The 23653-nt window shown below is 44.0% G+C and carries 23 protein-coding genes and 2 pseudogenes; 3 read left to right on the top strand and 22 right to left on the bottom strand.

Translation table 11 applies throughout. The features are described from left to right. Positions 1-9 precede the first annotated feature (9 nt). From C8270_RS08235 to paaA, 17 genes are all read right to left on the bottom strand, one after another. A complete protein-coding gene (locus C8270_RS08235) occupies positions 10-996 on the bottom strand; it encodes an ABC transporter permease (protein ID WP_106496367.1) in 987 nt (328 codons plus the stop codon). 120 nt (positions 997-1116) lie between these two features. Then, positions 1117-2136 carry an ABC transporter substrate-binding protein gene (locus C8270_RS08230; RefSeq protein ID WP_106498488.1) on the bottom strand — a complete coding sequence of 340 codons (1020 nt, stop codon included), beginning with the start codon at positions 2134-2136 and terminating at the stop codon, positions 1117-1119. Between the two features lie 337 nt (positions 2137-2473). Beyond that, entirely contained in the window at positions 2474-3493 is a 1020-nt protein-coding gene (locus tag C8270_RS08225; RefSeq protein ID WP_106496366.1) for an alpha-ketoacid dehydrogenase subunit beta, read from the bottom strand. 36 nt (positions 3494-3529) lie between these two features. Next, positions 3530-4588 carry a pyruvate dehydrogenase (acetyl-transferring) E1 component subunit alpha gene (gene pdhA, locus C8270_RS08220; RefSeq protein ID WP_106496365.1) on the bottom strand — a complete coding sequence of 353 codons (1059 nt, stop codon included), beginning with the start codon at positions 4586-4588 and terminating at the stop codon, positions 3530-3532. A gap of 15 nt (positions 4589-4603) precedes the next feature. After that, positions 4604-5746 carry a Glu/Leu/Phe/Val family dehydrogenase gene (locus tag C8270_RS08215; RefSeq protein ID WP_106496364.1) on the bottom strand — a complete coding sequence of 381 codons (1143 nt, stop codon included), beginning with the start codon at positions 5744-5746 and terminating at the stop codon, positions 4604-4606. A 252-nt stretch (positions 5747-5998) separates the two neighbouring features. Continuing rightward, entirely contained in the window at positions 5999-6967 is a 969-nt protein-coding gene (locus C8270_RS08210; RefSeq protein WP_106496363.1) for an NAD(P)H-dependent flavin oxidoreductase, read from the bottom strand. Positions 6968-7123: 156 nt separating this feature from the next. After that, positions 7124-7900 (bottom strand): enoyl-CoA hydratase-related protein, encoded by a 777-nt coding sequence (locus tag C8270_RS08205; protein ID WP_106496362.1) that lies wholly within the window; start codon positions 7898-7900, stop codon positions 7124-7126. A 147-nt stretch (positions 7901-8047) separates the two neighbouring features. Continuing rightward, entirely contained in the window at positions 8048-9253 is a 1206-nt protein-coding gene (locus tag C8270_RS08200; RefSeq protein WP_106496361.1) for an acetyl-CoA C-acyltransferase, read from the bottom strand. Beyond that, the gene (locus C8270_RS08195) at positions 9250-10125 is read right to left on the bottom strand and encodes a 3-hydroxyacyl-CoA dehydrogenase (protein ID WP_106496360.1); all 876 of its coding nucleotides are present in this window, start codon (positions 10123-10125) and stop codon (positions 9250-9252) included. Before C8270_RS08195 ends, C8270_RS08200 begins: the two co-directional genes overlap by 4 nt. A 324-nt stretch (positions 10126-10449) precedes the next feature. Then, positions 10450-11973 carry an aldehyde dehydrogenase family protein gene (locus tag C8270_RS08190; RefSeq protein ID WP_106496359.1) on the bottom strand — a complete coding sequence of 508 codons (1524 nt, stop codon included), beginning with the start codon at positions 11971-11973 and terminating at the stop codon, positions 10450-10452. A 50-nt stretch (positions 11974-12023) separates the two neighbouring features. Continuing rightward, positions 12024-12809: an enoyl-CoA hydratase/isomerase family protein gene (locus C8270_RS08185; protein WP_106496358.1), complete on the bottom strand. Its 786-nt coding sequence runs from the start codon at positions 12807-12809 to the stop codon at positions 12024-12026. Between the two features lie 4 nt (positions 12810-12813). Then, complete coding sequence (locus tag C8270_RS08180) at positions 12814-13590, bottom strand: enoyl-CoA hydratase/isomerase family protein (RefSeq protein ID WP_106496357.1); 777 nt, start codon at positions 13588-13590, stop codon at positions 12814-12816. Beyond that, positions 13583-13888 (bottom strand): EthD family reductase, encoded by a 306-nt coding sequence (locus C8270_RS08175; RefSeq protein WP_106496356.1) that lies wholly within the window; start codon positions 13886-13888, stop codon positions 13583-13585. Before C8270_RS08175 ends, C8270_RS08180 begins: the two co-directional genes overlap by 8 nt. Positions 13889-13948: 60 nt before the next feature. Next, on the bottom strand, positions 13949-14452 hold the full coding sequence (paaD, locus tag C8270_RS08170) for a 1,2-phenylacetyl-CoA epoxidase subunit PaaD (RefSeq protein ID WP_106496355.1): 504 nt from the start codon (positions 14450-14452) through the stop codon (positions 13949-13951). A gap of 97 nt (positions 14453-14549) precedes the next feature. Then, positions 14550-15368, bottom strand: a complete 819-nt coding sequence (gene paaC, locus C8270_RS08165; protein WP_106496354.1) for a 1,2-phenylacetyl-CoA epoxidase subunit PaaC — start codon at positions 15366-15368, stop codon at positions 14550-14552. Further along, complete coding sequence (gene paaB / locus C8270_RS08160; protein WP_106496353.1) at positions 15365-15718, bottom strand: 1,2-phenylacetyl-CoA epoxidase subunit PaaB; 354 nt, start codon at positions 15716-15718, stop codon at positions 15365-15367. The genes paaC and paaB overlap by 4 nt, the downstream gene beginning before the upstream one ends. Before the next feature lie 73 nt (positions 15719-15791). Continuing rightward, positions 15792-16781: a 1,2-phenylacetyl-CoA epoxidase subunit PaaA gene (gene paaA / locus C8270_RS08155; RefSeq protein WP_199794660.1), complete on the bottom strand. Its 990-nt coding sequence runs from the start codon at positions 16779-16781 to the stop codon at positions 15792-15794. Positions 16782-17406: 625 nt separating this feature from the next. On the opposite strand from paaA, the gene paaX reads away from it, so the two are divergent. After that, positions 17407-18255, top strand: a complete 849-nt coding sequence (gene paaX, locus C8270_RS08150) for a phenylacetic acid degradation operon negative regulatory protein PaaX (protein ID WP_106496352.1) — start codon at positions 17407-17409, stop codon at positions 18253-18255. Between the two features lie 139 nt (positions 18256-18394). On the opposite strand, the gene C8270_RS08145 is transcribed toward paaX, so the two are convergent. The 4 genes and pseudogenes from C8270_RS08145 to C8270_RS08130 form a co-directional block, all read right to left on the bottom strand. After that, positions 18395-18922: a gamma carbonic anhydrase family protein gene (locus C8270_RS08145; protein WP_106496351.1), complete on the bottom strand. Its 528-nt coding sequence runs from the start codon at positions 18920-18922 to the stop codon at positions 18395-18397. A gap of 15 nt (positions 18923-18937) precedes the next feature. Continuing rightward, positions 18938-19366 (bottom strand): PaaI family thioesterase, encoded by a 429-nt coding sequence (locus C8270_RS08140; RefSeq protein WP_106496350.1) that lies wholly within the window; start codon positions 19364-19366, stop codon positions 18938-18940. 344 nt (positions 19367-19710) lie between these two features. After that, positions 19711-20169: pseudogene (locus C8270_RS20450) on the bottom strand (phenylacetate--CoA ligase family protein); the annotation flags it as partial. 1 nt (position 20170) lies between these two features. After that, a pseudogene (locus C8270_RS08130) lies at positions 20171-21283 on the bottom strand (phenylacetate--CoA ligase family protein); the annotation flags it as partial. 274 nt (positions 21284-21557) lie between these two features. On the opposite strand from C8270_RS08130, the gene C8270_RS08125 reads away from it, so the two are divergent. Further along, the gene (locus C8270_RS08125; RefSeq protein ID WP_106496347.1) at positions 21558-21809 is read left to right on the top strand and encodes a ferredoxin; all 252 of its coding nucleotides are present in this window, start codon (positions 21558-21560) and stop codon (positions 21807-21809) included. Positions 21810-21950: 141 nt separating this feature from the next. Beyond that, complete coding sequence (locus C8270_RS08120) at positions 21951-22940, top strand: NAD(P)/FAD-dependent oxidoreductase (RefSeq protein WP_106496346.1); 990 nt, start codon at positions 21951-21953, stop codon at positions 22938-22940. 160 nt (positions 22941-23100) lie between these two features. Here the strand turns inward: C8270_RS08120 and C8270_RS08115 are convergent, their stop codons facing one another. Beyond that, a complete protein-coding gene (locus C8270_RS08115; RefSeq protein WP_442785794.1) occupies positions 23101-23652 on the bottom strand; it encodes a superoxide dismutase family protein in 552 nt (183 codons plus the stop codon). Between the last annotated feature and the right edge of the window lies 1 nt (position 23653).

Genomic DNA, 23653 nt, shown 5'->3' with positions numbered 1-23653 from the left:
GAGCAAAATTTACACCTCCCTTACTTTTTCCTGGCTAAGGCTGGCGCGCTTTTCCAAACGGCGCTTTTTCTCTTTCCTTGCCTGTAAAACTTTTGGTGTTACCAATGCAGCGATTACGAGCAATGCGGTGATCAATTTCATATCGCCTGTTTCCAAAAATTCAACCCGCAGTGCCATCGCAACGACAATCCGATAAATAATCGCCCCACCAACAACAGCTAATGTGGCTCTAGCAATTGTCTTAGTACCAAATAGTGCTTCTCCAATAATTACGGAAGCCAAACCGATGATGATCATACCGATTCCCATGTTTACATCAGCGAATCCCCCATGTTGCGCAATCAAGCCGCCCGATAACGCGACAAGTCCATTAGAAAAGCCGATCCCAACAATAATTAATGAGTCCGTATTCGCAGACAGGCTTCGGATCATCACCTGATTATCACCTGTAGCCCTTAACGCAAGGCCCACCTCTGTTTTCAAATAGTAATCTGTCAACAGTTTGAAAGCTAATGTTATGACAATCATCACGATGACAATGCTCCATGTCGCTGGAACCCGATCCGCACCGAAGAACGTTAACACACCATTTAATAATTGGTCCAACCCTGTTGCCGCCCAAACCGACTCTAGCTGTGTAAAAATAGTTTTTCCATTTAAAAGGGACAATGTAGGCTGTCCCATGATTCGGAGATTAATAGAATAAAGGGCAATCATCATGAGAATCCCTGATAATAGGGCGTTAATTTTCCCCTTCGTATGTAGCACCCCTGTAACACAGCCTGCTAAAAACCCGGCTAAGGCTGCCAAAAGACTTGCAATAATCGGTGGTACACCATTCATAATCGAGATCGCAGCAACTGCCGCACCTGTTACAAAACTTCCATCAACAGTTAAATCAGGGAAATCCAAGACGCGAAAAGATAAGTAGACTCCTAAAGCCATGAGTGCATAGATTACGCCTAGTTCAATTGCGTTAAATAATGATAAAAGCATGTTTTCCCTCCTTCTCGCAACTTTTAAAACAAAACTTTCAAAAGAAACAAACGGCTGCCTCATAAGGAATTCAGACCTTGATGAAACAGCCTTTATTATTAAAAATCCCTCAATCTCTCACTATTCTTGTTCTACAAATTTTGCCTCGTCCCAGTCACTATTCCATTCAATCCCTTGTTCTTCAGCGGCTTGTTTGTTAATGAATAGTTGAATTTCTGGTGGGTACTCAACCGGAATATCTGCGGTTGTTTTTTCCCCTGTTAAAATTTCCGCAGCCATTTCTCCTGTCCGGTAACCGATTGTATTGTAGTCGATTCCATATGTAGCGAATCCACCTTTTGCTAATGAATCTGGTTCCCCCACAATTAATGGAATATCTTGTTCATTGGTAACACCGACAACGGTTTCCAATGCGGATACAACTGTATTATCCGTCACAATGTAGATGACATCCGCTTCACTGACAATCGTACTTGCTGCTTGCTGAACCTCGGCTGAATTAGCAACCGTCCGCTCAACAAAGCTCAAACTCGTTCCATCTGCAGCTTCTTTAACCGATTCAATTTGCGAAACAGAATTTTGTTCCCCTGCATTATAAATTAAACCGACGGAAGCACCTTCAAAATACTTATCGATAAACTCAACCGTGTTCTTAATCGCGTCTGGATGAAGGTCTGTTACCCCAGTAATATTATCCCCAGGCTGATCCACGGATTCCACCAACCCCGCTTCAACTGGGTCTGTTACAGATGTAAATAAGATAGGAATATCGCTTGTTGCCTGCAAAGCACCAAGTGCACTAGGTGTAGAATTGGCAAAAATCAAATCAACACCATCGGCAACAAATTTATTACTGATTGTACTAACATTATTTTGATCATTTTGCGCACTCTGGAAGTCATATTCTACATCCAATCCTGCATCATCCAGCGCCGTCTTAAAGCCTTCATAAGCTGCATCAAGTGACGGATGCTCCAGAATCTGGGTAGCTCCGATATGATAGGTCTTATCTCCCGTATCTTCTGCATTTTCGTCTGTATCCTCTGTTTGTTCACCATTGTCACTAGAACCCTTAGCATCGGATGATTCATCTGAGCCACAAGCAGTTAGTACAAATATCCCCAGTATTGCAATCATCATAAATAACCATCTTTTCAAAACGTATTCCCCCTCTATTATTTTAAAAGTTTGAAAAATTATAACATAACTTTCCGACTATTTGTACATAAAATGGATTATTAGCCGAATAATTTATATTCTAAATATTTAAGTGGCAATTATGTCCTTATGCGAATACGTGATGAGCCCGCTTGCGATAGCTTTTTGTATACGCGAATCGGGGTATCTGGAATAAAGTTTTTTATCTGGGTGTAGTACAAATGGATTGGTTCAGTATCTTGAGTGGTTTTTCTAGTTGGGATTTAGCTCGGTAGTTCTAGTTGTATTCTAGTAAGTGAAACTAGTGGGATTCTCTTTCTTAAAAATTAACAACCTTCTCAACACTTTTCAAAACACGCTTAGCTGTAGGGAGATAGTGATCTTCCAAGCCAAAAAATGGCACGGGAACATCAAAACCAGTGACCCGTTCGATTGGGGATCGTAAATATAAAAACGCTGTGTCGTTAATTGCTGAAACAATGTCATTGCCGAGCCCACCTGTTGCTTGTGCTTCATGAACAATGACCGCTCTTCCTGTCTTTTGTACGGAATCGGCAATCAAAGCACGATCAAGTGGGTATAATGTCTGCAAATCAATGAGATCACAAGAAATCCCCTTTTGTTCTGCTTGCTCCCTCGCCCGCTCAGCAATCGGAATCATCGAACCCCAAGCAATGATGCTCACATCCATCCCCTCATGCAACCTTCTTCCCTTGCCAATCTCAACTGTATATTTTCCAGTCGGGACTTCCTCACGACCAGCACGGTAATTGCGCATTGGCTCCAGGAACAGCACTGGATCAGGGTCCTCGATCGCGGAAATAAGCAGCCCTTTTGCATGATAAGGGGAAGACGGGCAGACAACTTTTAACCCAGGCATATGGGTAAAAATCGCCTCTGTACTATCCGAATGCACTTCTGGGGCCCGGATTCCTGCGCCATATGGAGCTCGAATCACCATTGGCACCGAAAAACTCCCCATTGTTTTCATGCGCAACCGTGATACATGTGTCATGATCTGATTGTAAGCCGGGTAAATAAAACCCATAAATTGAATCTCCGCAATTGGTTTAAATCCATTTACCGCAAGCCCGACTGATGTTCCAATAATACCTGATTCTGATAGTGGGGTATCGACAACGCGATCTTCACCGAATTGTTCCTGAAGCCCTTCTGTTGCGCGAAACACACCACCATTCTTTCCGACATCTTCCCCTAAAACGATTGTCATCTCATCCATTTCCAACATCGTTTCCATCGCCTCATTAATCGCCTGAATCATTGTCAGCGACTGCGTCTTAACGCGTTGCTCTCTTTTCTGTTTCATTTCCATTGTCATGTTCATCACCCCTCCCTAACGTACATCGATTCTCCGTCATGCATCCTCCTCCAAAAGCGCCAAATAAGATTCTTTTTGCGCAACAAGCTGTTCTGGAAGCTCCGCAAATACGTGGTCAAACAAATCTTCCACTTTTGCTTCCGGGTGATTTTCCATCGCTTCCACTGCCGCATCGACTTCTGCTTTCACAGTAGCTTGCATGTCGGCAATTTTTGCTTCATTCCAGAATTGATTTGTTTTCATGAAACGTTCCAAGCGGGTTAATGGCTCTACAATATCCTCGCCTTTATTAGCTGGACGATATTTATCTGGATCATCTGCTGTCGTATGTGCGCCAGCCCGCCATGTAACAGCTTCAATTAATGTTGGCCCTTCCCCAGCGCGAGCGAAGTCAACAGCATTTTTCATTGCAAAATAAACGCTGAAACAATCATTACCATCCACCCGAACGCTTCTCATGTCATAGGCTATCCCTTTTTGTGCGACTGTTTTTGCGTTCATTTGCTTTTCGGTTGGAACAGAGATCGCATAGCCATTATTTTGGTTAAAAAATACAGTTGGTGTTTGGAACACACTGGCAAAATTAAGGCCTTCATGAAAATCACCCTCTGACGTCGCGCCATCCCCGAAGTAGGCAAGTGCAATCCGATCGGTTCCTTTCCTTTTTTCAGCCCATGATGCACCGACTGCATGCGGAATTTGTGAGGCAATTGGTACTGCGGCAGGGAAAATGTTCTTGCCTTTTGGCGGGATACATCCTTCCATCTGACCATTCCAATAAAGAAACATTCGCGTCATATCAGCACCATACGTCAATGTTGCACCATGATCACGATACGTTGGAAAAATCCAATCCCCATCACCAAGCGCTAAGGCACTGCCAACTTGTGCGGCCTCTTGACCTGCAAATGGTGGATATGTTCCAATTCGTCCTTGACGCTGGAGACGGATCGCTTTTTGATCAAAAGCCTGGATCCGGTACATGTTGTAATACATCGTTTCTACAAGCCGGGAATCGATTTGCGTCTTGTACGTGTCATCAACGAAATTTCCCTGTTCATCCATGATCTGTTTCATTGGATAATTCGTTTCCATCTGCTCCCCTCCCTCTTAATTGCGGATATCCCATTTCGGTTTAATGGAAGCCGTATAAAAACTATTCCGCTTTTCTCGGTTTGCGAGCACATTTTCACAGATGTGGTTGGCAGCTTCCATTGTTGATTGATTTTGCTTTGTTGCTTGCTGGTACACGTTGAGAAGCACATTGTAAATCTCTTTCGTTTTTAGCAGTACTCTCTCTTTATTTGCACCATATAATTCATCGGAAACCTGGATTAGTCCACCAGCATTAATAATATAATCCGGGGCATAAAGGATCCCTTTTTCTGCCAGTTCTACACCATGTTGATTTGTCAGCAATTGGTTGTTTGCTGAGCCTGCGATTGCTTTTACCTTTAATTTTCGAAGTGTGTCATCATTAATAACCCCGCCAAACGCACACGGTACGAAAACATCAACATCCTGCGCGTAAATTTCCTCACTTGGTACGAATTGGGCAGACCCTGTCGTCGTTTTTGCCTTTTCTAAAATTGCAGCAACGTTTTCTTCATCAATATCGGTTACATAAATAGTAGCACCTGCTTGGAGAAGACCTTCTGCAACTTTGAATCCGACTTTTCCAAGCCCTTGGACAGCATAAGTTGCGTTGTTCAGTTCTTCTTTTCCAAACAGCATCTTATTTGTAGCCATGATTCCATACAAAATCCCTTTAGCCGTTGGGATGGAGGAATCACCACCACCGCCAAATGCTTCAGGTATGCCTACAATGTTATTGGTTTCTTTTTTGGCATAGACGAAATCATCCATTGTTGTTCCCATATCTGTTCCTGTGTAGAAACGACCTCCAAGCGAAGCAACAAATTGACCAAAAGCACGGAAAAGCTCTGGTGTTTTGTCTGTATGTGGATCACCAATGATAACCGCTTTCCCACCGCCAAAATCAACATCCGCTGCGGCACATTTGTATGTCATGCCTTTCGCAAGACGCAGCACATCATCAAGTGCTTCATCAAGATTCGCATAAGGCTGCATCCGGCACCCGCCTAGTGCAGGCCCAAGTGTAGTATTATGTATCGCAATAATTGCACGCAACCCACTCGTTGGATCATTGCAAAATACGACCTGCTCATGATCTGCCATCCTATCAAGCAACGCAAAATCATCCGTAATTAACGATTCCTGAACGAACGCCATAAACCATCCTCCTGCAAAACAAAATATGATAAAGCGCTTTCATTTACTAGGTGGGACATGGGGTCAGGTTTCTTGTCCCACGCGCAACCCTATGCCCCTGTTGAGAAAGACACTGGGACAACTAACCTGTCCCCATGTCCCTTGATATTATTATATATAACGTTATTTACACGTTATTATATCACCATGTTATAGTGTAGTCAATATTTTTTGAAAAATTCATCTATTTAGGGTTGTGGCTTTCCTTTCCTTTTATGTGGGATTGGATTGTGTATCTAATAACCCTGTTGTGCGATGCATTTGCTCGTTTGCATCGTAGACCATTCCATCAAGAAGTTCCTTTACACTGATAACATTTGTAATTAATCCGGTTACTTGACCAGCATTTAAAAAGCCGCCTTCCAAATCGCCGCTGAGTGCTCCTTTTCGATGATGGGTTTCTGATGTAAGGGTACGATATTCTTCCAATGTCATCCCGCTTTTCTCAAGATCATGTATTTTTTTAGCATAGGCCGTATTTAAGACACGGCGCATTTGGCCAAGTGAGCGTCCAATAATGGCTGTTTGTGTTCCTTCTGATTCAATTAATTGCTGCTTATAAACATCATGAAAAGGTGACTCTTTCGTTGCAATTAGACGCGTTCCAAGCTGTACACCACTTGCCCCAAGCATGAGTGCTGCCGCAAGACCTTTTCCATCCCCAATCCCTCCAGCAGCAAGGACTGGAATTGTAACATGCTGGGAAACTTGCGGGATCAATGTGAAAGTGGTTAATTCGTAATTTGAATTAATGCCGGCCGCTTCAAATCCTTCTGCGACAACAGCATCAGCACCAGCTTTCTCTGCTTTTTTCGCATGCTTAACCGACGCAACCACTGTCAGTACTTTTATATCATGCTCATGAAAAATAGGTATGTAGGCTGCAGGATTTCCGGCAGACAGCGTTACAACAGGGATCTGATGTTTCAACACCAACTCAACCAATTGATCGATAAAAGGTGTTACGTTAATGGCAATATTAATCGCAAACGGTTGGTTCGTTAACGACTTTGTTTCCAAAATAATCTCTTCCACTTCGTCAGGTGACATCGTGCCGCAACCAATCGTACCAAGTCCACCAACCTCCGAAACAGCAGCCGCTAGCGGAGCATTGCTAATATTCCCCATGCCACCCTGAATAATCGGATATGTAATGTCAAGCAACTTACAAATAGGATTCATGTTATTACCTCCTTTGAATAATGTGGGACATGGGGACAGGTTCCGCGTCCCACTTTGTTATAATCGTCTATCCCGCATGAGATCAAGTCTCACGCCATTTTGTCTGCTGGGACAAGGGACCTGTCCCCATGTCCCGCTCTCATGTTCCGCTTCGGTTTAGTTCCCTGTGAAGCTTGGGGTTCGCTTTTCATGGAATGCTTGTAATGCTTCGAGGCGGTCTTCGGTTGGGATTGTTAATTCATACGCTTTTGCTTCGATTTCTAAGCCTGTTTGAATATCAGTGTTCATCCCTTGTGTTATCGCGTATTTTGCCTGTTTAATTGCGACGGGTCCATTTTTCATAATGTCTGCGGCAAATTGGTTACAGGTTGCTAGTAGTTCTGTTTTTTCCACAACGCGTAAAACCATTCCTAAGTCCAGCGCCTCTTCGGCAGTACATTTTTTAGCCGTAAAAATAAATTCCTTTGCTTTCATTTCACCAATTAATCGTGGTAGGCGCTGGGTTCCGCCTGCACCTGGGATGATTGCCCAGTTTGTTTCGGTGAGGCCCATTTTCACTCCATGGGCTGCAATGGAAAAGTCGCAGGCAAGCATCAGCTCGAATCCTCCTCCAAAAGCATACCCGTTAACCGCAGCAATTGTTGGCTGTGGCAGGGATGCGATCTGATGAAAGACATCCCGAATTGCTTTTACATTTCTACGGACTTCCGTTTCATCCATTGTCTTTCTTTCCTTCAAATCCGCGCCTGCACTAAAGGCTCTATCCCCTGCACCGGTAAAAATAACAACCTTTACATCAGGATCCAGATGAACTTCTTCCGTCACATCCCGAAGCCGACAAAGTGTTTGATAATCAAAGCAATTCAACACCTCCGGCCGGTTAATCGTTACATACGCAATATTGTTTTCCTTCTTTAACAAAACAGTCGACATAACACACACGCTCCTTTTAGAGGTGGGACGTGGGGACAGGTCCCGCGTCCCACTTCATCACATTGTCAGCAGCGCATGAGATCAAGTCTCACGCCATTTTGCCTACCGGGACAAGGGACCTGTCCCCATGTCCCACCCATGCTCCAGCTAGGTTTCGATATTTTCTATAATTGTTGCGATTCCTTGGCCGACTCCGACGCACATTGTGGCCAGGCCGTATTGTTTGTTTTGCTTTTTTAATTCATGGATGAGTGTTGTTAAAATACGCGCCCCGCTTGCGCCTAGGGGATGGCCAAAAGCAATGGCGCCACCATTTACATTGACTTTTGTTGGTTCAAGCTCTAATTGACAGATACATTCGAGGGATTGGGAAGCAAACGCCTCATTCAACTCTACAAGGCCCAAGTCAGCAACATTCAAGTTCGTTCGTCCGAGTGCTTTTCGTGTTGCTTCGATTGGTCCAAGCCCCATGATCCGCGGTTCCACACCAGCCGTAGCACCAACTTTATATTTTACCAATGGCTTAAGATTCAGCTCCGCAGCTTTATCAGCACTCATAACCAACAATGCAGACGCACCATCATTTACACCAGATGCATTTCCGGCCGTGATCGTACCAGCGTCAAAAATCGGCTTCAGATTACCGAGCTTTTCCAATGATGTTTCTGATCGTGGATGTTCATCGGTTGCAACAGTGATTTCATTGCCTTTGCGGTCATGATAAACGACAGGAACGATTTCCTCGGCAAAACGATTCGCTTCCATCGCTTTTTTTGCCTTCATTTGACTTTCATATGCAAAATGATCCTGCGCTTCCCGGGAAATGTTATAGTCGGCTGCAACATTCTCTGCCGTTTGTGGCATCGAATCCGCACCATAAACTTTTTCTAGTTGTGGATTCGTGAACCGCCAGCCTATCGTTGTATCATAAAGCTGACTATTGCCACGCGGAAATGCTTTGTCAGGTTTTGCCATGACCAATGGTGCACGTGTCATGCTTTCTGTCCCACCAGCAATAAAAATATCCCCTTCTCCAACAGCAATTGCCCGTGCCGCATACATCACCGCATCAAGACTAGATCCACAAAGCCGATTAATCGTCGTTCCCCCAACTTGCACAGGTAATCCAGCCAGCAATCCAGACATGCGCGCAACATTGCGGTTATCTTCTCCAGCCTGATTGGCATTGCCAAGAACCACGTCTTCAATCGCTTCAGCTGGAAGGTTCGGATTTCTATCAAGTAGTGCTTTTATAACAATCGCGCCTAGATCATCAGGGCGAATATCCTTTAGTGTTCCTCTATATCTGCCAATCGGCGTACGAACCGCATCAACAATCACGACTTCTTTCATTTTTTTATCAACTCACTCGTATTGGTATAGTCGTAAACTCCTTTGCCCGCTTTTCTACCGAGCCGTCCTGCCTTCACATATTGTTCTAAAAGTGGTGCAGGGCGATATTTTTCTCCAAGTGTTTGATGCAGATAGTTTAAATTGTTTAGTCGTGCATCCAATCCGACTAGATCACAAAGTTCCAACGGGCCCATTGGATAATTCAGCCCTAAACGAATCGCTTTATCAATATCTTCAGCTGTCGCGACACCTTCCTGCAACATATGAAAAGCTTCATTACCAACTAGTGCACTAATCCGACTTGTCACAAATCCTGGAAACTCGTTCACTTCCACGGTCTCCTTGCCCATTTGCTCTGCAACAGTACGAATGACAGCAATCGTTTCATCTGTCGTATCTAACCCTCTGACCATTTCCACAAGGCGCATCCGGTGAACTGGATTGAAAAAATGCATCACCGCAAATTGCTCGGGTCGTTTTGTATAGGATGCCAGTTCAGTTGGGCTGATTGTCGATGTGTTGGACGTGAATATTGCATGGCTTGGAGCGTGTGCCTCGGCTGTTTCCATAATATGTTTCTTTAAAGCTAGTTTCTCCGGTACTGCTTCGATTACGAGATCTGTATGTATTACGGCCGCTTCAAGTGATAGCGTCGTGTTTAAGTTTGCAACTAGACTTTCCTTCTGTTCACTCGTCACCTTCCCACGGTCCATTCCTTTATTTGCTGTCTGTTTAATAGACTCATATGCTTCATGCAACTTGTCTTCCGCTACGTCTACTAATGTCGTAGAAAAGCCGGCTAGAGCAGAAACATAAGCAATCCCGCGCCCCATTATACCAGCACCCACAACAGTAACATTCCGAATCGTCATATCTATCACCCTTTCTATTAAATATGGGACGTGGGGACAGGTTCCGCGTCCCACTTCCTCGATCGGATCAAGTGCCCGTCACGATGGCCTTCGCAACTTTGCTTGAGCTGGGACAAGGATCCTGTCCCCATGTCCCACTTCCTCGATCGGATCAAGTGCCCGTCACGATGGCCTTCGCAACTTTGCTTGAGCTGGGACAAGGATCCTGTCCCCATGTCCCACTTCCTCAATCGGCTCAAGTGCCCGTCACGATTGCTCTCGCGACTTCGCTTAGGCTGGGACAAGGATCCTGTCCCCATGTCCCACTGTCCCCATGTCCCAGTTTTACACGCCGAATGGGTTTAGTGGTTTTGCTCCGTAGTAGGAGAGTACGCTTTTGTCTTCCATGTATAGGTCGAGTGATTCTACTGCTAGTTCTCTTCCGAATCCGGATTCTTTGTAGCCGCCAAATGGGGTTCCTGGGAATGCGGAAAATGGACTATTTACCATGACAATCCCTGCTTGAATTTGATGGGCGACACGGGTTGCTTTTGCCTGGTTTGTTGTCCAGATTGCGGAACCTAATCCATATTTCGTATCATTGGCACGTTTGACGACATCTTTTTCATCGGTAAACTTTTCCACAACGACAACTGGGCCAAAGATTTCCTCTTTAACTGCTTTCATGTCAGGCGTAACGTCCGTAATAACGGTTGGTGCATACCAATGCCCATTTTCAAAGCCTTCTGGTTGCAACACTTTTCCACCTGTAGCAATTGTGGCCCCATCCGCTTTGGCAGATTGGACATATCCATCAATCACTTCCACCTGCTCCTGACTAATGATCGAACCTAAGTGTGTTCCTTTATCAAACGGATCACCAGACTTCAATTTTTGCGTTTTGGCAATAAATTGCTCCATAAACTCGTCATAGATGGATTCATGCACGAACATGCGTGACCGTGCTTCACAGGATTGACCGGTATTAAAATAAATACCAAATAACGAGCCTGCAACAGCAGCATCGATATCTGCATCATCAAAAACGATGTTCGGGGACTTTCCGCCAAGCTCAAGTGTGATTCGCTTCAATGTTTCCGAAGCCTTTCCCATAATATCTTTACCTACTGGTGTGGAGCCGGTAAATGCAACTTTATTGATGTCTTCATGTTTAACGAGATAATCACCAACAACTCGGCCGGATCCTGGGATTGTGTTGACAACCCCCGCTGGTACACCCGCTTCATGGCAGATTTCGTTCAATAAAATTGCTGTAACCGGTGTAAGGCTTGCTGGTTTAACAACAACCGAACAACCAGCAGCAATGGCCGGTGCTATTTTCCATGCTGCCATCATCATCGGATAGTTCCATGGAATAATTTGCGCACACACCCCGACAGGTTCCTTATGTGTATAGTTAAAAAAGCCATATGGCATATTGTTCACGGTTCCACGGTGCCCAACGATTGCACCCGCATAAAATTCAAAATCCTCGATCGCCTGACCAACCTGTGTCTGGGCAGCACCGACCGATTTTCCGCTATTCAGTACTTCCATTTCCACGATTTCCTTAAAACGGTCTCGCATAATTTGAGCAATTTTATTTAGCACCCGGGAACGTTTTCCAACTGGGTATTTACGCCATTTTCCATGGTCAAATGCGTTTCTTGCCGCTTGTACCGCTTTTTCCGCGTCTTCTTCGTTCGCCTTGGCGACACTTGCTAACATTTCCCCTTTTGCTGGGTTAAATGTTTGAAGCGTATCACCCGAACTACTTTCCACACGCTCGCCATTAATAATCATTGCATAATGATCACGCTTCATTTCGCCTACTTCTGTAATTGTTTCCTTATTGATTGTTTGTGTCATAGTTCCGATTCCTCCTCATATTGGTTAATTGATTCTTCCAAAATTTCCACTTAGTTGCCGGTAAAATTGGGACTGCGCTTTTCCTTAAACGCCTGTAATCCCTCTTGATGATCATCGGACATCCCCGCAATACGCTGTGCTTGCGCTTCTTGTTCCAGCGCTTCGTCAAACGGAAGATGCATCCCGTCCATCATGTAACGCTTGATTAAGGAAAAGGCTTTTGTCGGCAGTCCAGCCATGGTCGTTGCAAATGTATGAACTTTTTCTTCCCAATCATCCACATCGATCATTTCTGTAGCCAGCCCAAGTTTTACCGCTTCTTCCCCTGAGATGGGTTTTCCTAATACCGCTATTTCAAGTGCTTTCGCATATCCGATTAAACGGGGCAACACATACATAAACCCAGAATCAGGTAACAGACCAATGTTCATAAACGCACTGACAAACTTGGTCCTCGGCTGAACGAGCCTGAAATCTGCTGCCAACGCTAAACTCATCCCTGCACCTGCAGCCGTACCATTGACCGCTGCCACAATGGGCTTTGGCACATTTTTTATCGCCTTCATCATCGGATGGTAACGTTCCCTTAGAAAAGTAGCATGGTTCGTATGTTCATCAACGCCGCCAAGATCTTCGCCCACACAGAATGCCTTGCCGTTTCCCGTAAAAACAATGCACCTGACGTCATCATCCTTGCTCGCCACTTTCAAAGCCTGGATAATTTCCTTGTTCATTTCAGCTGTAAAGGCATTAAAAGCTGACGGTCGGTTTAACATGATGGTTGCGATACCATCTTCTTGCTGATACATAATGGTTTGAAAATCACGCGCTCCCATTTGCTCACACTCCTTTGAAAGAAGGGGATCGTTTTTCCATAAACGCTTGCATGCCTTCTGTTTGATCTTGTGAGTCAAACGTTAAGTAAAAATTTTTCCGCTCCAGTTTCATCCCGTCAAGCAGCGATAATTCCTCAGCTTTACCCGCTGCTTCCTTAATCAGACGAACGGAAATTGGTGCTTGGTTTGCTAATTGATTCGCCATGTTCATTGTTTCCTCCTCAAGCATTTCCGGTGCGACAACACGATTGATAACACCATGATTCATGGCTTCTTTTGCAGACATGGAGGCTCCAAACCAAATCCATTCCAATGCTTTTCGCTTCCCCATTGCCTTCGTTAAAAGCTGTGTCCCACCAGCACCGGGCATGACACCTAATTTCACTTCAGGAAAACCGAATTGAGCAGTTTCGCCAGCAATAATTAGATCACAGTGAAGTGCTAACTCAAATCCGCCACCCAACGCAAATCCATTCACCGCAGCAATCAGTGGTTTTTTGATTCTAGTCAGCCGATCCCACACCGCGAACGGGTCTAACAACTCCATGGATAATGGCGTATCTTCCAGCATTTCCTCAATATCCGCACCCGCTGCAAATGCCTTGTCATTGCCTTTCACCACAATGACGCGAACGGATTCATCCCGGTCAAAAGCTTCTGTTTCCGCAACAATTTCATCAACCATTTCCCGATTCAATGCGTTGGCAACTTGAGGACGATCAAGCTGAATCACCCCAACACCATTTTCAACAAAAACCTTTATATAGGAACGATTAACCATCGACTTCCTCACCGATCATCAATGTGACAATATCACCAGCGAATTGCATGACATCTTTCCCTGATGCCTTGCCTTCATCTGTTTTCATTGCTTTTTTTAGTGATTCCTGGTCATCGTAAATCATTTCGCAAAGCAAATAATAATCGCTTTTTCCCATTGGTGACCCAACAATTTTTGTAACGTTCATTTCTCTTAATCCTGGGATTTCTTTGGTAATTGGTGTGTGCACATTGTAATAATGTTCATCAAATTTCGCTTGATCCTCCGGTTGTTTATACAAAGCTATTAATTTTGCCATTGTAAAAATTCTCTCCTTCAATTGTAATGAATGCGGTTTCAATTCTGCCTAAAATATCCTTTATGATGTGAGCGTATGCTTCACTACTGGTTTCATCGCCTCAAATGGATTCCTGCATGTCATGCAATATAAAATACTACGGCAAGCAGTTGGGCCAAACACATTTTCCATCGATGTGTAGGCTGAATCACAATACGGGCAATTCACCGTCCATTCTTCCCCAGGTCGATAATTTTCCGGTGGCGGGGCGATGCCGTGTTTTTTCAAATTTTCCTTCCCTGTTTCCGTGATCGCATCTGTTGACCATTGATGCTGAAAAGAAAATGTTACCTCACATTCCGCAACCCACTCCAACGCCTCGACTGCTTTTTTTACATGTTGCTCAATGATATCAAGGGCAGGGCACCCCGCAAACGTTGGCACCATCGTAATCGCAATGTGATTTTGCTTCCGTTCTATTTCATGGATCATCCCAAGATCAAACACGCTAACAGATGGGAGCTCTGGATCATCGACTGTTTTAAGCACAGCAAGAATTTCCTCTTTCCACTGCTTTTCCTGCATGAAATCCCCCCTTATATGAACCCGGTTAAATTTCCTTAGAAAGGCATGATTGCATACTTTCTAACCAGCAAACTACCTTTCTCGATTTCCGATCTCCTTACCAAACGGCTTCCTTATCGCTTTCGTACACCTCGGCAAACGTTTTGATCGCTTGGTCAAGATCTGCCGTATGCTCCTTATTTCTGCCATTCCCCAGTTGTTTGCCGAGGGGCGATTCAGGCACAGATGTAACAATAGTTTCTACTTCCTGTTGCCATTGTTTTTTCAAAAATGCTTCACTTGCAACCAACTCGTGTTTTACCATCGCATCGGCTTTCTCCCCTAGTTCAAGTGCATCCCCAAACTCTTGCCATGCCTCCACAATTCGTGCGTGGATGCGGGATTGAGCATCTTCACCCGATTGTTGCAATTGCTGTATCCATAGTTTCCAATGTGCCAAATGATAAGGCTGTTCCATCAATACTTTTTGCGCGATATTCGCTAGTGGAACATAGGAACTTTGGCTGATTGCTTCCAATTTAGTTTTCTTCAATACTTCATAAAAATAATGACGAACAACGGTCAACGCCCAATCGAAATATGGTTCATCCAGATAGGAGCCATCGCCATTTCGTTTTTCTAAGTAAACTGCATTCCGCCGCTCATTTCCCGTACGTTCATGTGCAAGGACATCTGCTTGCCCTTCCCCTAGTTCCTCTAAAAGATCGTAATACATTGCCGCGTGCCCCATCGTATTTTGCGTAATCGATGAAAAAGCAACATCTTCCTCAATATGTGGTGCCAAACCAAGCCACTCTGACCCTCGAAAGGAAACGATGAAATCATCATCCGCTAATTGATAGATCAGTTCTGTCAATGCTTCCAGATATGCTTTATTTTGCTTTGCTTCTTCAGCTGTCTCGATTCGTTTCGTCATGACTTTTTCACCTCTTTCCAAGACATAATCTCTTTTTCATCCAACATCCCTTGTTCTTTTTCCCGCCATTTTTTCCGTAAATAGCCATATCCTTTTGTCGTCCGATATGTTTTATTATCAAGTCGCTTCGTCCATGTTTCGCGTTCCTCACTTGTCATGGAACGAATTTTATTTCGTGGTACAACCCATACATCAAGCACATCCTCACGACGCATAAAGTTTTCCTGAGCCATCACCATCGCCATCTCGTCATTTGGTGCCAACAAACTGAATTGATGCTGAACGGATGCCTTGGCACTGCGCTTGCTAAACACTTCATATTCTTGATAAAAATTTGCTTCATCCTGCATTGTCATACCTCCCCTTCCAAAATCAATCTATTATGCTATCGGGGTACTGCCCCCGTCATCTACCTGAAAAATGTTACGAACCGACTACTTGTGGCGCTAATGCCTGCCTTACCCAGCGATTTTTCTCATAAGCAATTTCCCGTAACCGCAACCGATCCTTTGACTTTGGACCTTTATTGGCAATGATTTGTTTGAATTCCTTCCAATCTGGTTCTTGGTAAACCCACTTTTCAGCTTCTTTGTCGTAATGAACCGTGTCATCTGGAACGGTCAATCCAAGTGAAAATGCTCGCGGCAAATATTTATCCAAAAATGCCTGGCGCAGTTCTTCATTATTACTTTTACGAATGCGGTATTTAATCATAATATCCTGCTTGGAAGATCCGGTAGTTTCCGCTGTCGACGGCCCGAAAAACATCAACAAGGAAGGCCACCAGCGATTAAGCGATTCCTGCAAAATTTCCCGTTGCTCTTTTGTCCCTTCAGCCAACGCCATAATGATTGACTCCCCATGTTGGGCGTGGAAAACCTCCTCGGCGCAAATCCGCTGAAGCGCCCGTTGGTATGGACCATAAGAAGCATCAAGCATATTCGTTTGGGAAATGATTGCCGCTCCATCGACCATCCAGCCAACCATTCCGGCATCAGCCCATGTTTTTGTTGGCATATGGAAAACGTTATGAAACTTCAAATCTCCATTTAATAGATCTTCCATTAAATTTTCTCTCGTTTTTCCGTATGGCTTCATTAAATCCTCCGCCACACGAAGCAGCAATTGGCCATGCCCCATTTCATCTTGTACTTTCGCCATAATGCCAAGCTTGCGTTTCAATGTTGGCGCTTTTGGAACCCATTCCTTCTCCGGCAACGCCCCCATAATTTCACTAATACCATGCATGGAAATAAGTTTGATTAATGCTTGTCGATAATCATCCGGCATCCAATCATCCGCTTCAATTTTTTCCCCCGCGTTAATGCGTGCCATAAAAGCGTCGTATTTTTCCTGATCCTCTCCAGAATACGTGCTCATCACAGAATCTGTATCGGGAATATAATTATACATTTTGACAACTCCCCATCACGTTTTATTAACGTCATTATATCAAACCGTTATATAATGTTCAAGATGATTTTTCTAATAATTTAAATATTAAGGATGCTCTCGCACATAATTGCTGCTATCTAACCCGCAGCCCGTATACACTACGCTTTCCGGGGGCGGCTGGAGAGCCTCCTCGTGCTAACGCACTGCGGGGTCTCACCGATGCCTTTCCTCCCCCAGGAGTCTACGTGTATACGGTCTGCTTGTGAGGTACTTATCTCCAAATTAATCGCATTGGAATTGACAGAAACCTGAAAAGTCGATACTATTTAAGATGCATATTTGTATTTTCAGTTTATTTTTAATACAAATTTTACTATTACGTTTTTATAACCTAGCCTGTTTTCTTGGAAGATTGTTGTTTTTGACATAGAAGATTACTGCGACACGTTATCTGAGACGATGATTGGTGCTCTTTCACCGCTACGGAAATATACTTCGCTTTCCGGAACGGCGGGAGAATAACTTCTTAATTCAGTTTCAGCGTTCTATCAACTACATGTTTTAAGACAACAACATTCTATGAAGGATTCAAAACAAAAAAGATATCACATCAACAAGAAAATACACTAGAAAGGATAATCAAATGGATAAACAATTTAATACACGTTCCATGATTTTTACTTTGTATGGGGATTACATACGTCATTATGGTAATGCGATTTGGATTGGCAGTTTGATCCGACTGCTCGAGGAATTTGGTCATAATGAACAATCCGTACGCGCTGCCATTTCTCGTATGAACAAACAAGGATGGGTACAATCTGAAAAAGTTGGCAACAAAAGCTATTATTCATTAACAGAAGACGGAAAAGCTCGGATGGAAGAAGCATCAAAAAGAATTTACAAATCGAAATCACCTTCATGGGACGGCAAATGGCGAATGCTTGTCTATACCATCCCTGAGGAAAAGCGCCATTTGCGTGATGAACTGCGTAAAGAGTTAGTCTGGAGCGGATTTGGTCTTCTCTCTAACAGCTGCTGGATTACACCAAACCCGTTGGAAGAACAAATCAATCGCTTGGTAACAAAGTATGAGATCGGGGAGTATGTTTCATTTTTCCGCTCCACATATGAAGGGATGAGCAGCAACGAAGATTTGGTGACGAAGTGTTGGGATATTGATGATGTGAATGAGCGCTACTCCCAATTCATTCAGGAATACAGCCAAAAATATGTGATCGACAAAAACAAAATTGAAAAAGGGGAAATGAGTGAGGGAAGCTGTTTTGTAGAATGTGCATTGTTAGTTCACCAGTTCCGAAAGTTCCTATTCATTGACCCAAATCTACCAGAAGAGCTTTTACCAGCAAAATGGCTCGGGGATTCTGCATCTTCCCTGTTTGCCGACTATTATCAATTGCTGCAGAAGCCCGCGACACGCTTTTTTGAGTCTGTTTTTGAAATGGGAAAAATAAAGAGTGAGAATAAATAAGGGATTTCATTTCGTGAGGGAGTGTGCTCACATCGCTTGCACATCGTACAACCGCACAGGCACCTTCCGTTAGTTCGGATAAACACAGATAGCACGCTAATTTCTAGCGTGCTATCGTCATGTTTCGTGTATTTTTCCATTAGCGAATTTTTTCAAAGATCTCTTTTTGCCGGAATGCCTGGCCTTTATTCGCGTAGGTTGTAATCGTTTCTTCAATCATTTCCATGTCCTTATCTGTCAACGTGCGCACGACTTTACCAGGTGATCCGATGACAAGTGAACGCGGTGGAATTTTTTTGCCCGACGGAATAAGGCTATTGGCACCGATAATCGAGTACTCCCCTATTTCTGCGCCGTCCAAAACGGTTGCCCCCATGCCGACAAGTACCCCCTTTCGCAGCGTACATCCATGGACAATTGCGTTATGGCCGACGGAAACTTCATCTTCCAATGTTAACGGGAACTGTTCGTACAGATGACACATGCTATTTTCCTGGATATTGCAGCGCTCACCAATTCGGATCGGCCCTTCATCACCTCGAAGCACCACATTAAACCAGATGCTGGATTCGGCACCGATCGTCACATCGCCAATCACCCTCGCACCATCCGCAATAAAAACCGTATCATGAATATCCGGTTCATGTTCATTAAAACGATAAATCATCTATAAAGTCCTCCTTTATTGCTCCAAATTTTTAATGAGAATAGAAGATACACATGTTGCTGCTTTTTTGTTATTCTGCGTTAGCTCGGTAACCACATAAGCAAGCGTCTTGCCAAGCCGTTCTACTTTCGCCGTTATGTCCACGTCACCTTCTAAAATGGGCCGATGAAAAGTTGTATCCAAATCAATGGATGCAAACCCGTATTGATCGGTCAATTTAGAGGCAATCGCATAGGCCATCATAATATCCGCCGCAGCAGATGAAAAACCTCCCATCGCCACACCAATCCCATTGATATAGCGATGATCCACATGCCATGTTCCACGGGCAACCCCGTCATACGATTCAAGCACCGTAATTTGCATCGTATCATCACACGGCGGTGGCGCCATTTTTTGATCTGCAACCTTGTGAAAATCACTCATTTTATACTGTGTAGCCATGAATCGATAACTCCTCTGATTTTTTATTTTATTAGGGACGAGTGCCTGCGTTTTTATTTTTATATGCCTGATCTTTCCTGTTCATGCGGTTATGGCACGAGTTGGCGCTCCTGTCGACCGAGTTCCGGTGGCTATGGCACGAGTTGAGCTACCTGTCGACCGAGTTCTGGTGGTTATGGCACGAGTTGTGCGCTTCATCGACTGAGTTCCGGCTGTTATGGCACGAGTTGCGCGCTCCGTCGACTGAGTTTCAGCGGTTATGGCACGAGTTCAGGTGCCATCGCCCGTGCGGTTCTTTTTATCAAATCACCGATGCCGCATCATGTCCTTAGTAACAACGTCTTTTATTTTACGGTTTGTTTTACTCGTTGATCGACAATACGTACTGCTTTTCCCTCTGACCGTGGTATTGATTTTGGCGGAAGTACATCGACATCTACCGTGACGAGACATTCCTGCTTAATTAGTTTCTTCACCCGCTGTTTTATTTCAGCTATTCTCACGTGCTCCATATCTTGCTGGCACTTTACGTAAATATCATCAGCGACTTCCACACATAATTCCACCGCATCCAATTGCCCTTTTTTATGTAAATGCAATTGGTAATGTGGAGTCAGTTCTTTCACTTGGAGTAAAGATCGCTCCATTTCATATGGAAAAACATTAACACCGCGAATGACGAGCATATCGTCAATTCGGCCTTTGACACGTGTCATCCGGGCTGTTGTTCGTCCACAGCTGCACTTTTTCCGTGTGATTGCAGCAATATCTCCTGTGCGATAACGGATGATCGGAAGTGCTTCATTCCACCGCATCCAATTGCCCTTTTTTATGTAAATGCAATTGGTAATGTGGAGTCAGTTCTTTCACTTGGAGTAAAGATCGCTCCATTTCATATGGAAAAACATTAACACCGCGAATGACGAGCATATCGTCAATTCGGCCTTTGACACGTGTCATCCGGGCTGTTGTTCGTCCACAGCTGCACTTTTTCCGTGTGATTGCAGCAATATCTCCTGTGCGATAACGGATGATCGGAAGTGCTTCTTTGGTTAAACTTGTAAATACAAGCTCCCCGTATTGCCCATCTGGCAGCGGTTCGAGTGTATCCGGATCAATTATCTCGACAAAAAACTGGTCCTCTTGAATATGGAGCCCATCCTGTTCCTCGACACATTCAATGGAAACGCCCGGCCCGACAACTTCACTAAGTCCATAAATATCCATCGCTTTGATTCCCATTTTTTCTTCCAATGTTTTTCTCATTTCCTCTGACCATGGTTCCGCACCAAAAATACCGTATTCCAGGCTTGTATTCCTTGGATCAAGCCCTTCATCTTCCATTTTTTCTGCAATATGTAACGCATAAGAAGGAGTGGAGCAGATCACTTTCGGTTTAAGATCCTCAATCAGCAGCATCTGTCGTTTCGTATTACCGCCAGAAACTGGTACAGTCGTAATCCCAAGCTTTTCTCCGCCATGATGAATTCCAAGCCCACCAGTAAACAGGCCATACCCATACGCATTATGCAGCACATCATCACGATGGCCACCTGCAGCCGCAATCGAACGTGCGACAATTTCGGCCCAATTTTCGATGTCAGTCTTTGTATATCCAACAACTGTCGGCTTCCCACTAGTCCCTGAAGAAGCATGCAATCGAACAACATCCTCCATTGGCGTTGCGAATAAACCGAATGGGTAATGATCTCGCAAATCTTTTTTGACGGTAAAAGGCAGCTTTTTAATATCTTCTAACGACTGAATATCCGTTGGTTCTACTCCTAATTCAGAAAACTTTTCCCGATAAAACGCAACATTCGTATACACACGATTCACCGTTTCCTGCAATTTCTCTAACTGAAGCGCTTCCATTTTACTCCTCTCTAATGTTTCCACTTTTTCATTAAAAATCATGTAATCTCCCCTTTGCATTACATTTAATAATAGTAACGTTACAAATTCGTTATCTATAATAATATCGATATGGTTTATTTGTGTCAACACTATTTAGAATCTTTAAATATATTTTATCGCGCGTAAATCAATTTTGGCATGCCTTAGAAGAGGATCCATTTATATTTTTCCTATTCTCCTGTTGACAACATTTTTTAATTTTTGTACTATTTATATAATAAAAATAACAACATCGTTTAAATAACGTCATACAAATATAAAAAGGAGTGATTTGATGGCCATGTATACAATTGTGAACAGAGAGACGTGCATTGCCTGTGGGGCCTGCGGGGCAGCGGCGCCTAATCTGTTTGACTACGATGATGATGAAGGTCTTTCATATTATATCGGTGATGATAATGTCGGCAATAAACCTGTGGATCCAGAATTTGAAGAGGATTTGGAAGATGCCTTTGAAGGATGTCCGACTAATTCCATCAAGATGGCGGAAGAGGCATTTGATGGGGATCCGACGAAATTTGAATAATGCTTTTGGGGGAGCGGTAGAGGTTTAGCTGCGATTTTTGGGAATGCGGCCTTTATCCTCCACTTTATTTATCTTGGGAATGCCGGAGAACGGAACGGATTTTTTCAACCATTATGACAAGATGAAAAGGAGATGATTGGAATGTCAAAAGAAGAATTACGTGATATTACGATAATCGGTGCTGGTCCTGTTGGCCTATTTACTGCGTTTTATGCCGGGATGCGAAATGCGTCTGTTCAGATTATTGACAGCATGCCGGAAGTTGGCGGGCAATTGGCTGCGCTTTATCCAGATAAATACATTTATGATGTGGCAGGTTTTCCAAATATTAAAGCGAAGGACCTTGTGGATCAATTAGATAAGCAGGCAAGGACATTTTCCCCTGCAATCCATCTGAATGAATCTGTTCAAGATGTCATTCAACTAGAGGATGGTACATTTGAATTGGTGACAGCAACCAATACCTATTATTCCAGAAGTATCATTGTTACGGCTGGGGCCGGCGCATTTCAGCCGCGCAAATTGAAGGTGGATCGAGCAGAGGAATATGAAAATGGGAATCTCCATTATTTCGTCAAAGAGTTGGAGAATTTCAGGGATCGCCGGGTATTAATTTGCGGTGGTGGTGATTCAGCAGTTGATTGGTCACTAGCCCTGGAGCCCATCGCTGAGCATGTGACATTGATTCACCGCCGCAATAAATTCCGTGCACATGAACATAGTATTTCTTTACTTGAGAACTCTAGTGTTGATATAAAAACACCATATGAAGCAAGCAAGTTAATTGGCAGTGATGAAACAATTGAACAGGTATTAATCCAGGAAGTAAAAGGGGAGCAGACGCATTTACTTGATGTGGATGACCTCATTGTGAATTACGGATTTGTAACATCACTCGGACCATTAAAAACGTGGGGAATTGAAACATCCAAAAACGCGATTTACGTCAATCAAAAAATGGAGACAAACATCCCAGGCATCTTTGCAGCAGGCGATGTATGTACCTATGACGGCAAACCAAGACTGATCGCCACCGGATTCGGCGAAGCAACCATCGCCGTCAACCACGCCAAAACCCTAATCGACCCAAAAGCCAAACTCCACGTCCACAGCACCCACCTCTTCGCCTAGGTGGTGGGGGACATGGGGACAGGTTTCTTGTCCCAGGCCTTGTGCCAGGCGGGGCGCGGGTTGTGCGATGGGACGCGGGGACAGGTTCCTTGTCCCAGGCAAGATTGGCGTCATGGCGCGTTTGGCGGGTGGGACACCTAACCTGTCCCCATGTCTCAATTTAATACCCCCTAATGACACCGCAGCCTATTCGTTTTCCGGCGTTTCCTGATGGTTGTGATCGGTAATCATCTGGATTTTGATGAACGATTACTGACTTTCCGATCACATCTTTACTTTTGAATCTATCCGTGAAAAAGGACATTCTTGTATACCCATTATTGGAAAACAGAACTGGAAAATCACCCGGATGATGGCCATGTGGCTGATTTTTAGGATTCCAATGACCTCCTGCCTGTTTGAAAGGGTCTGTCTTATCGCCAACTCCACAATCCCCATTTTCATGAATATGAAATCCATGCGGTCCTACGGGTGCTTGATTTCCCACTGCCGGCTTATAATCTGGCAATCCGAATAATTCAACCGATACCTCCGCACCATGCGGGACATCCGTAAATGTAACATAACCTCTTAAATTGGGTGCTAGCTCACTGCCCCTTATTTCCGCATATGCCCGCCCCGCTTCATTCCTTACTGGATAATACATTAAATACGGATAATACATTAAATACGGATAATACATTAAATACGGATAATACATATATGGATACATT

The sequence above is a fragment of the Lentibacillus sp. Marseille-P4043 genome, assembly GCF_900258515.1.
Taxonomy (GTDB): Bacteria; Bacillota; Bacilli; order Bacillales; family Amphibacillaceae; genus Lentibacillus_C.
This window is presented reverse-complemented; position numbering and strand designations above follow the sequence as displayed.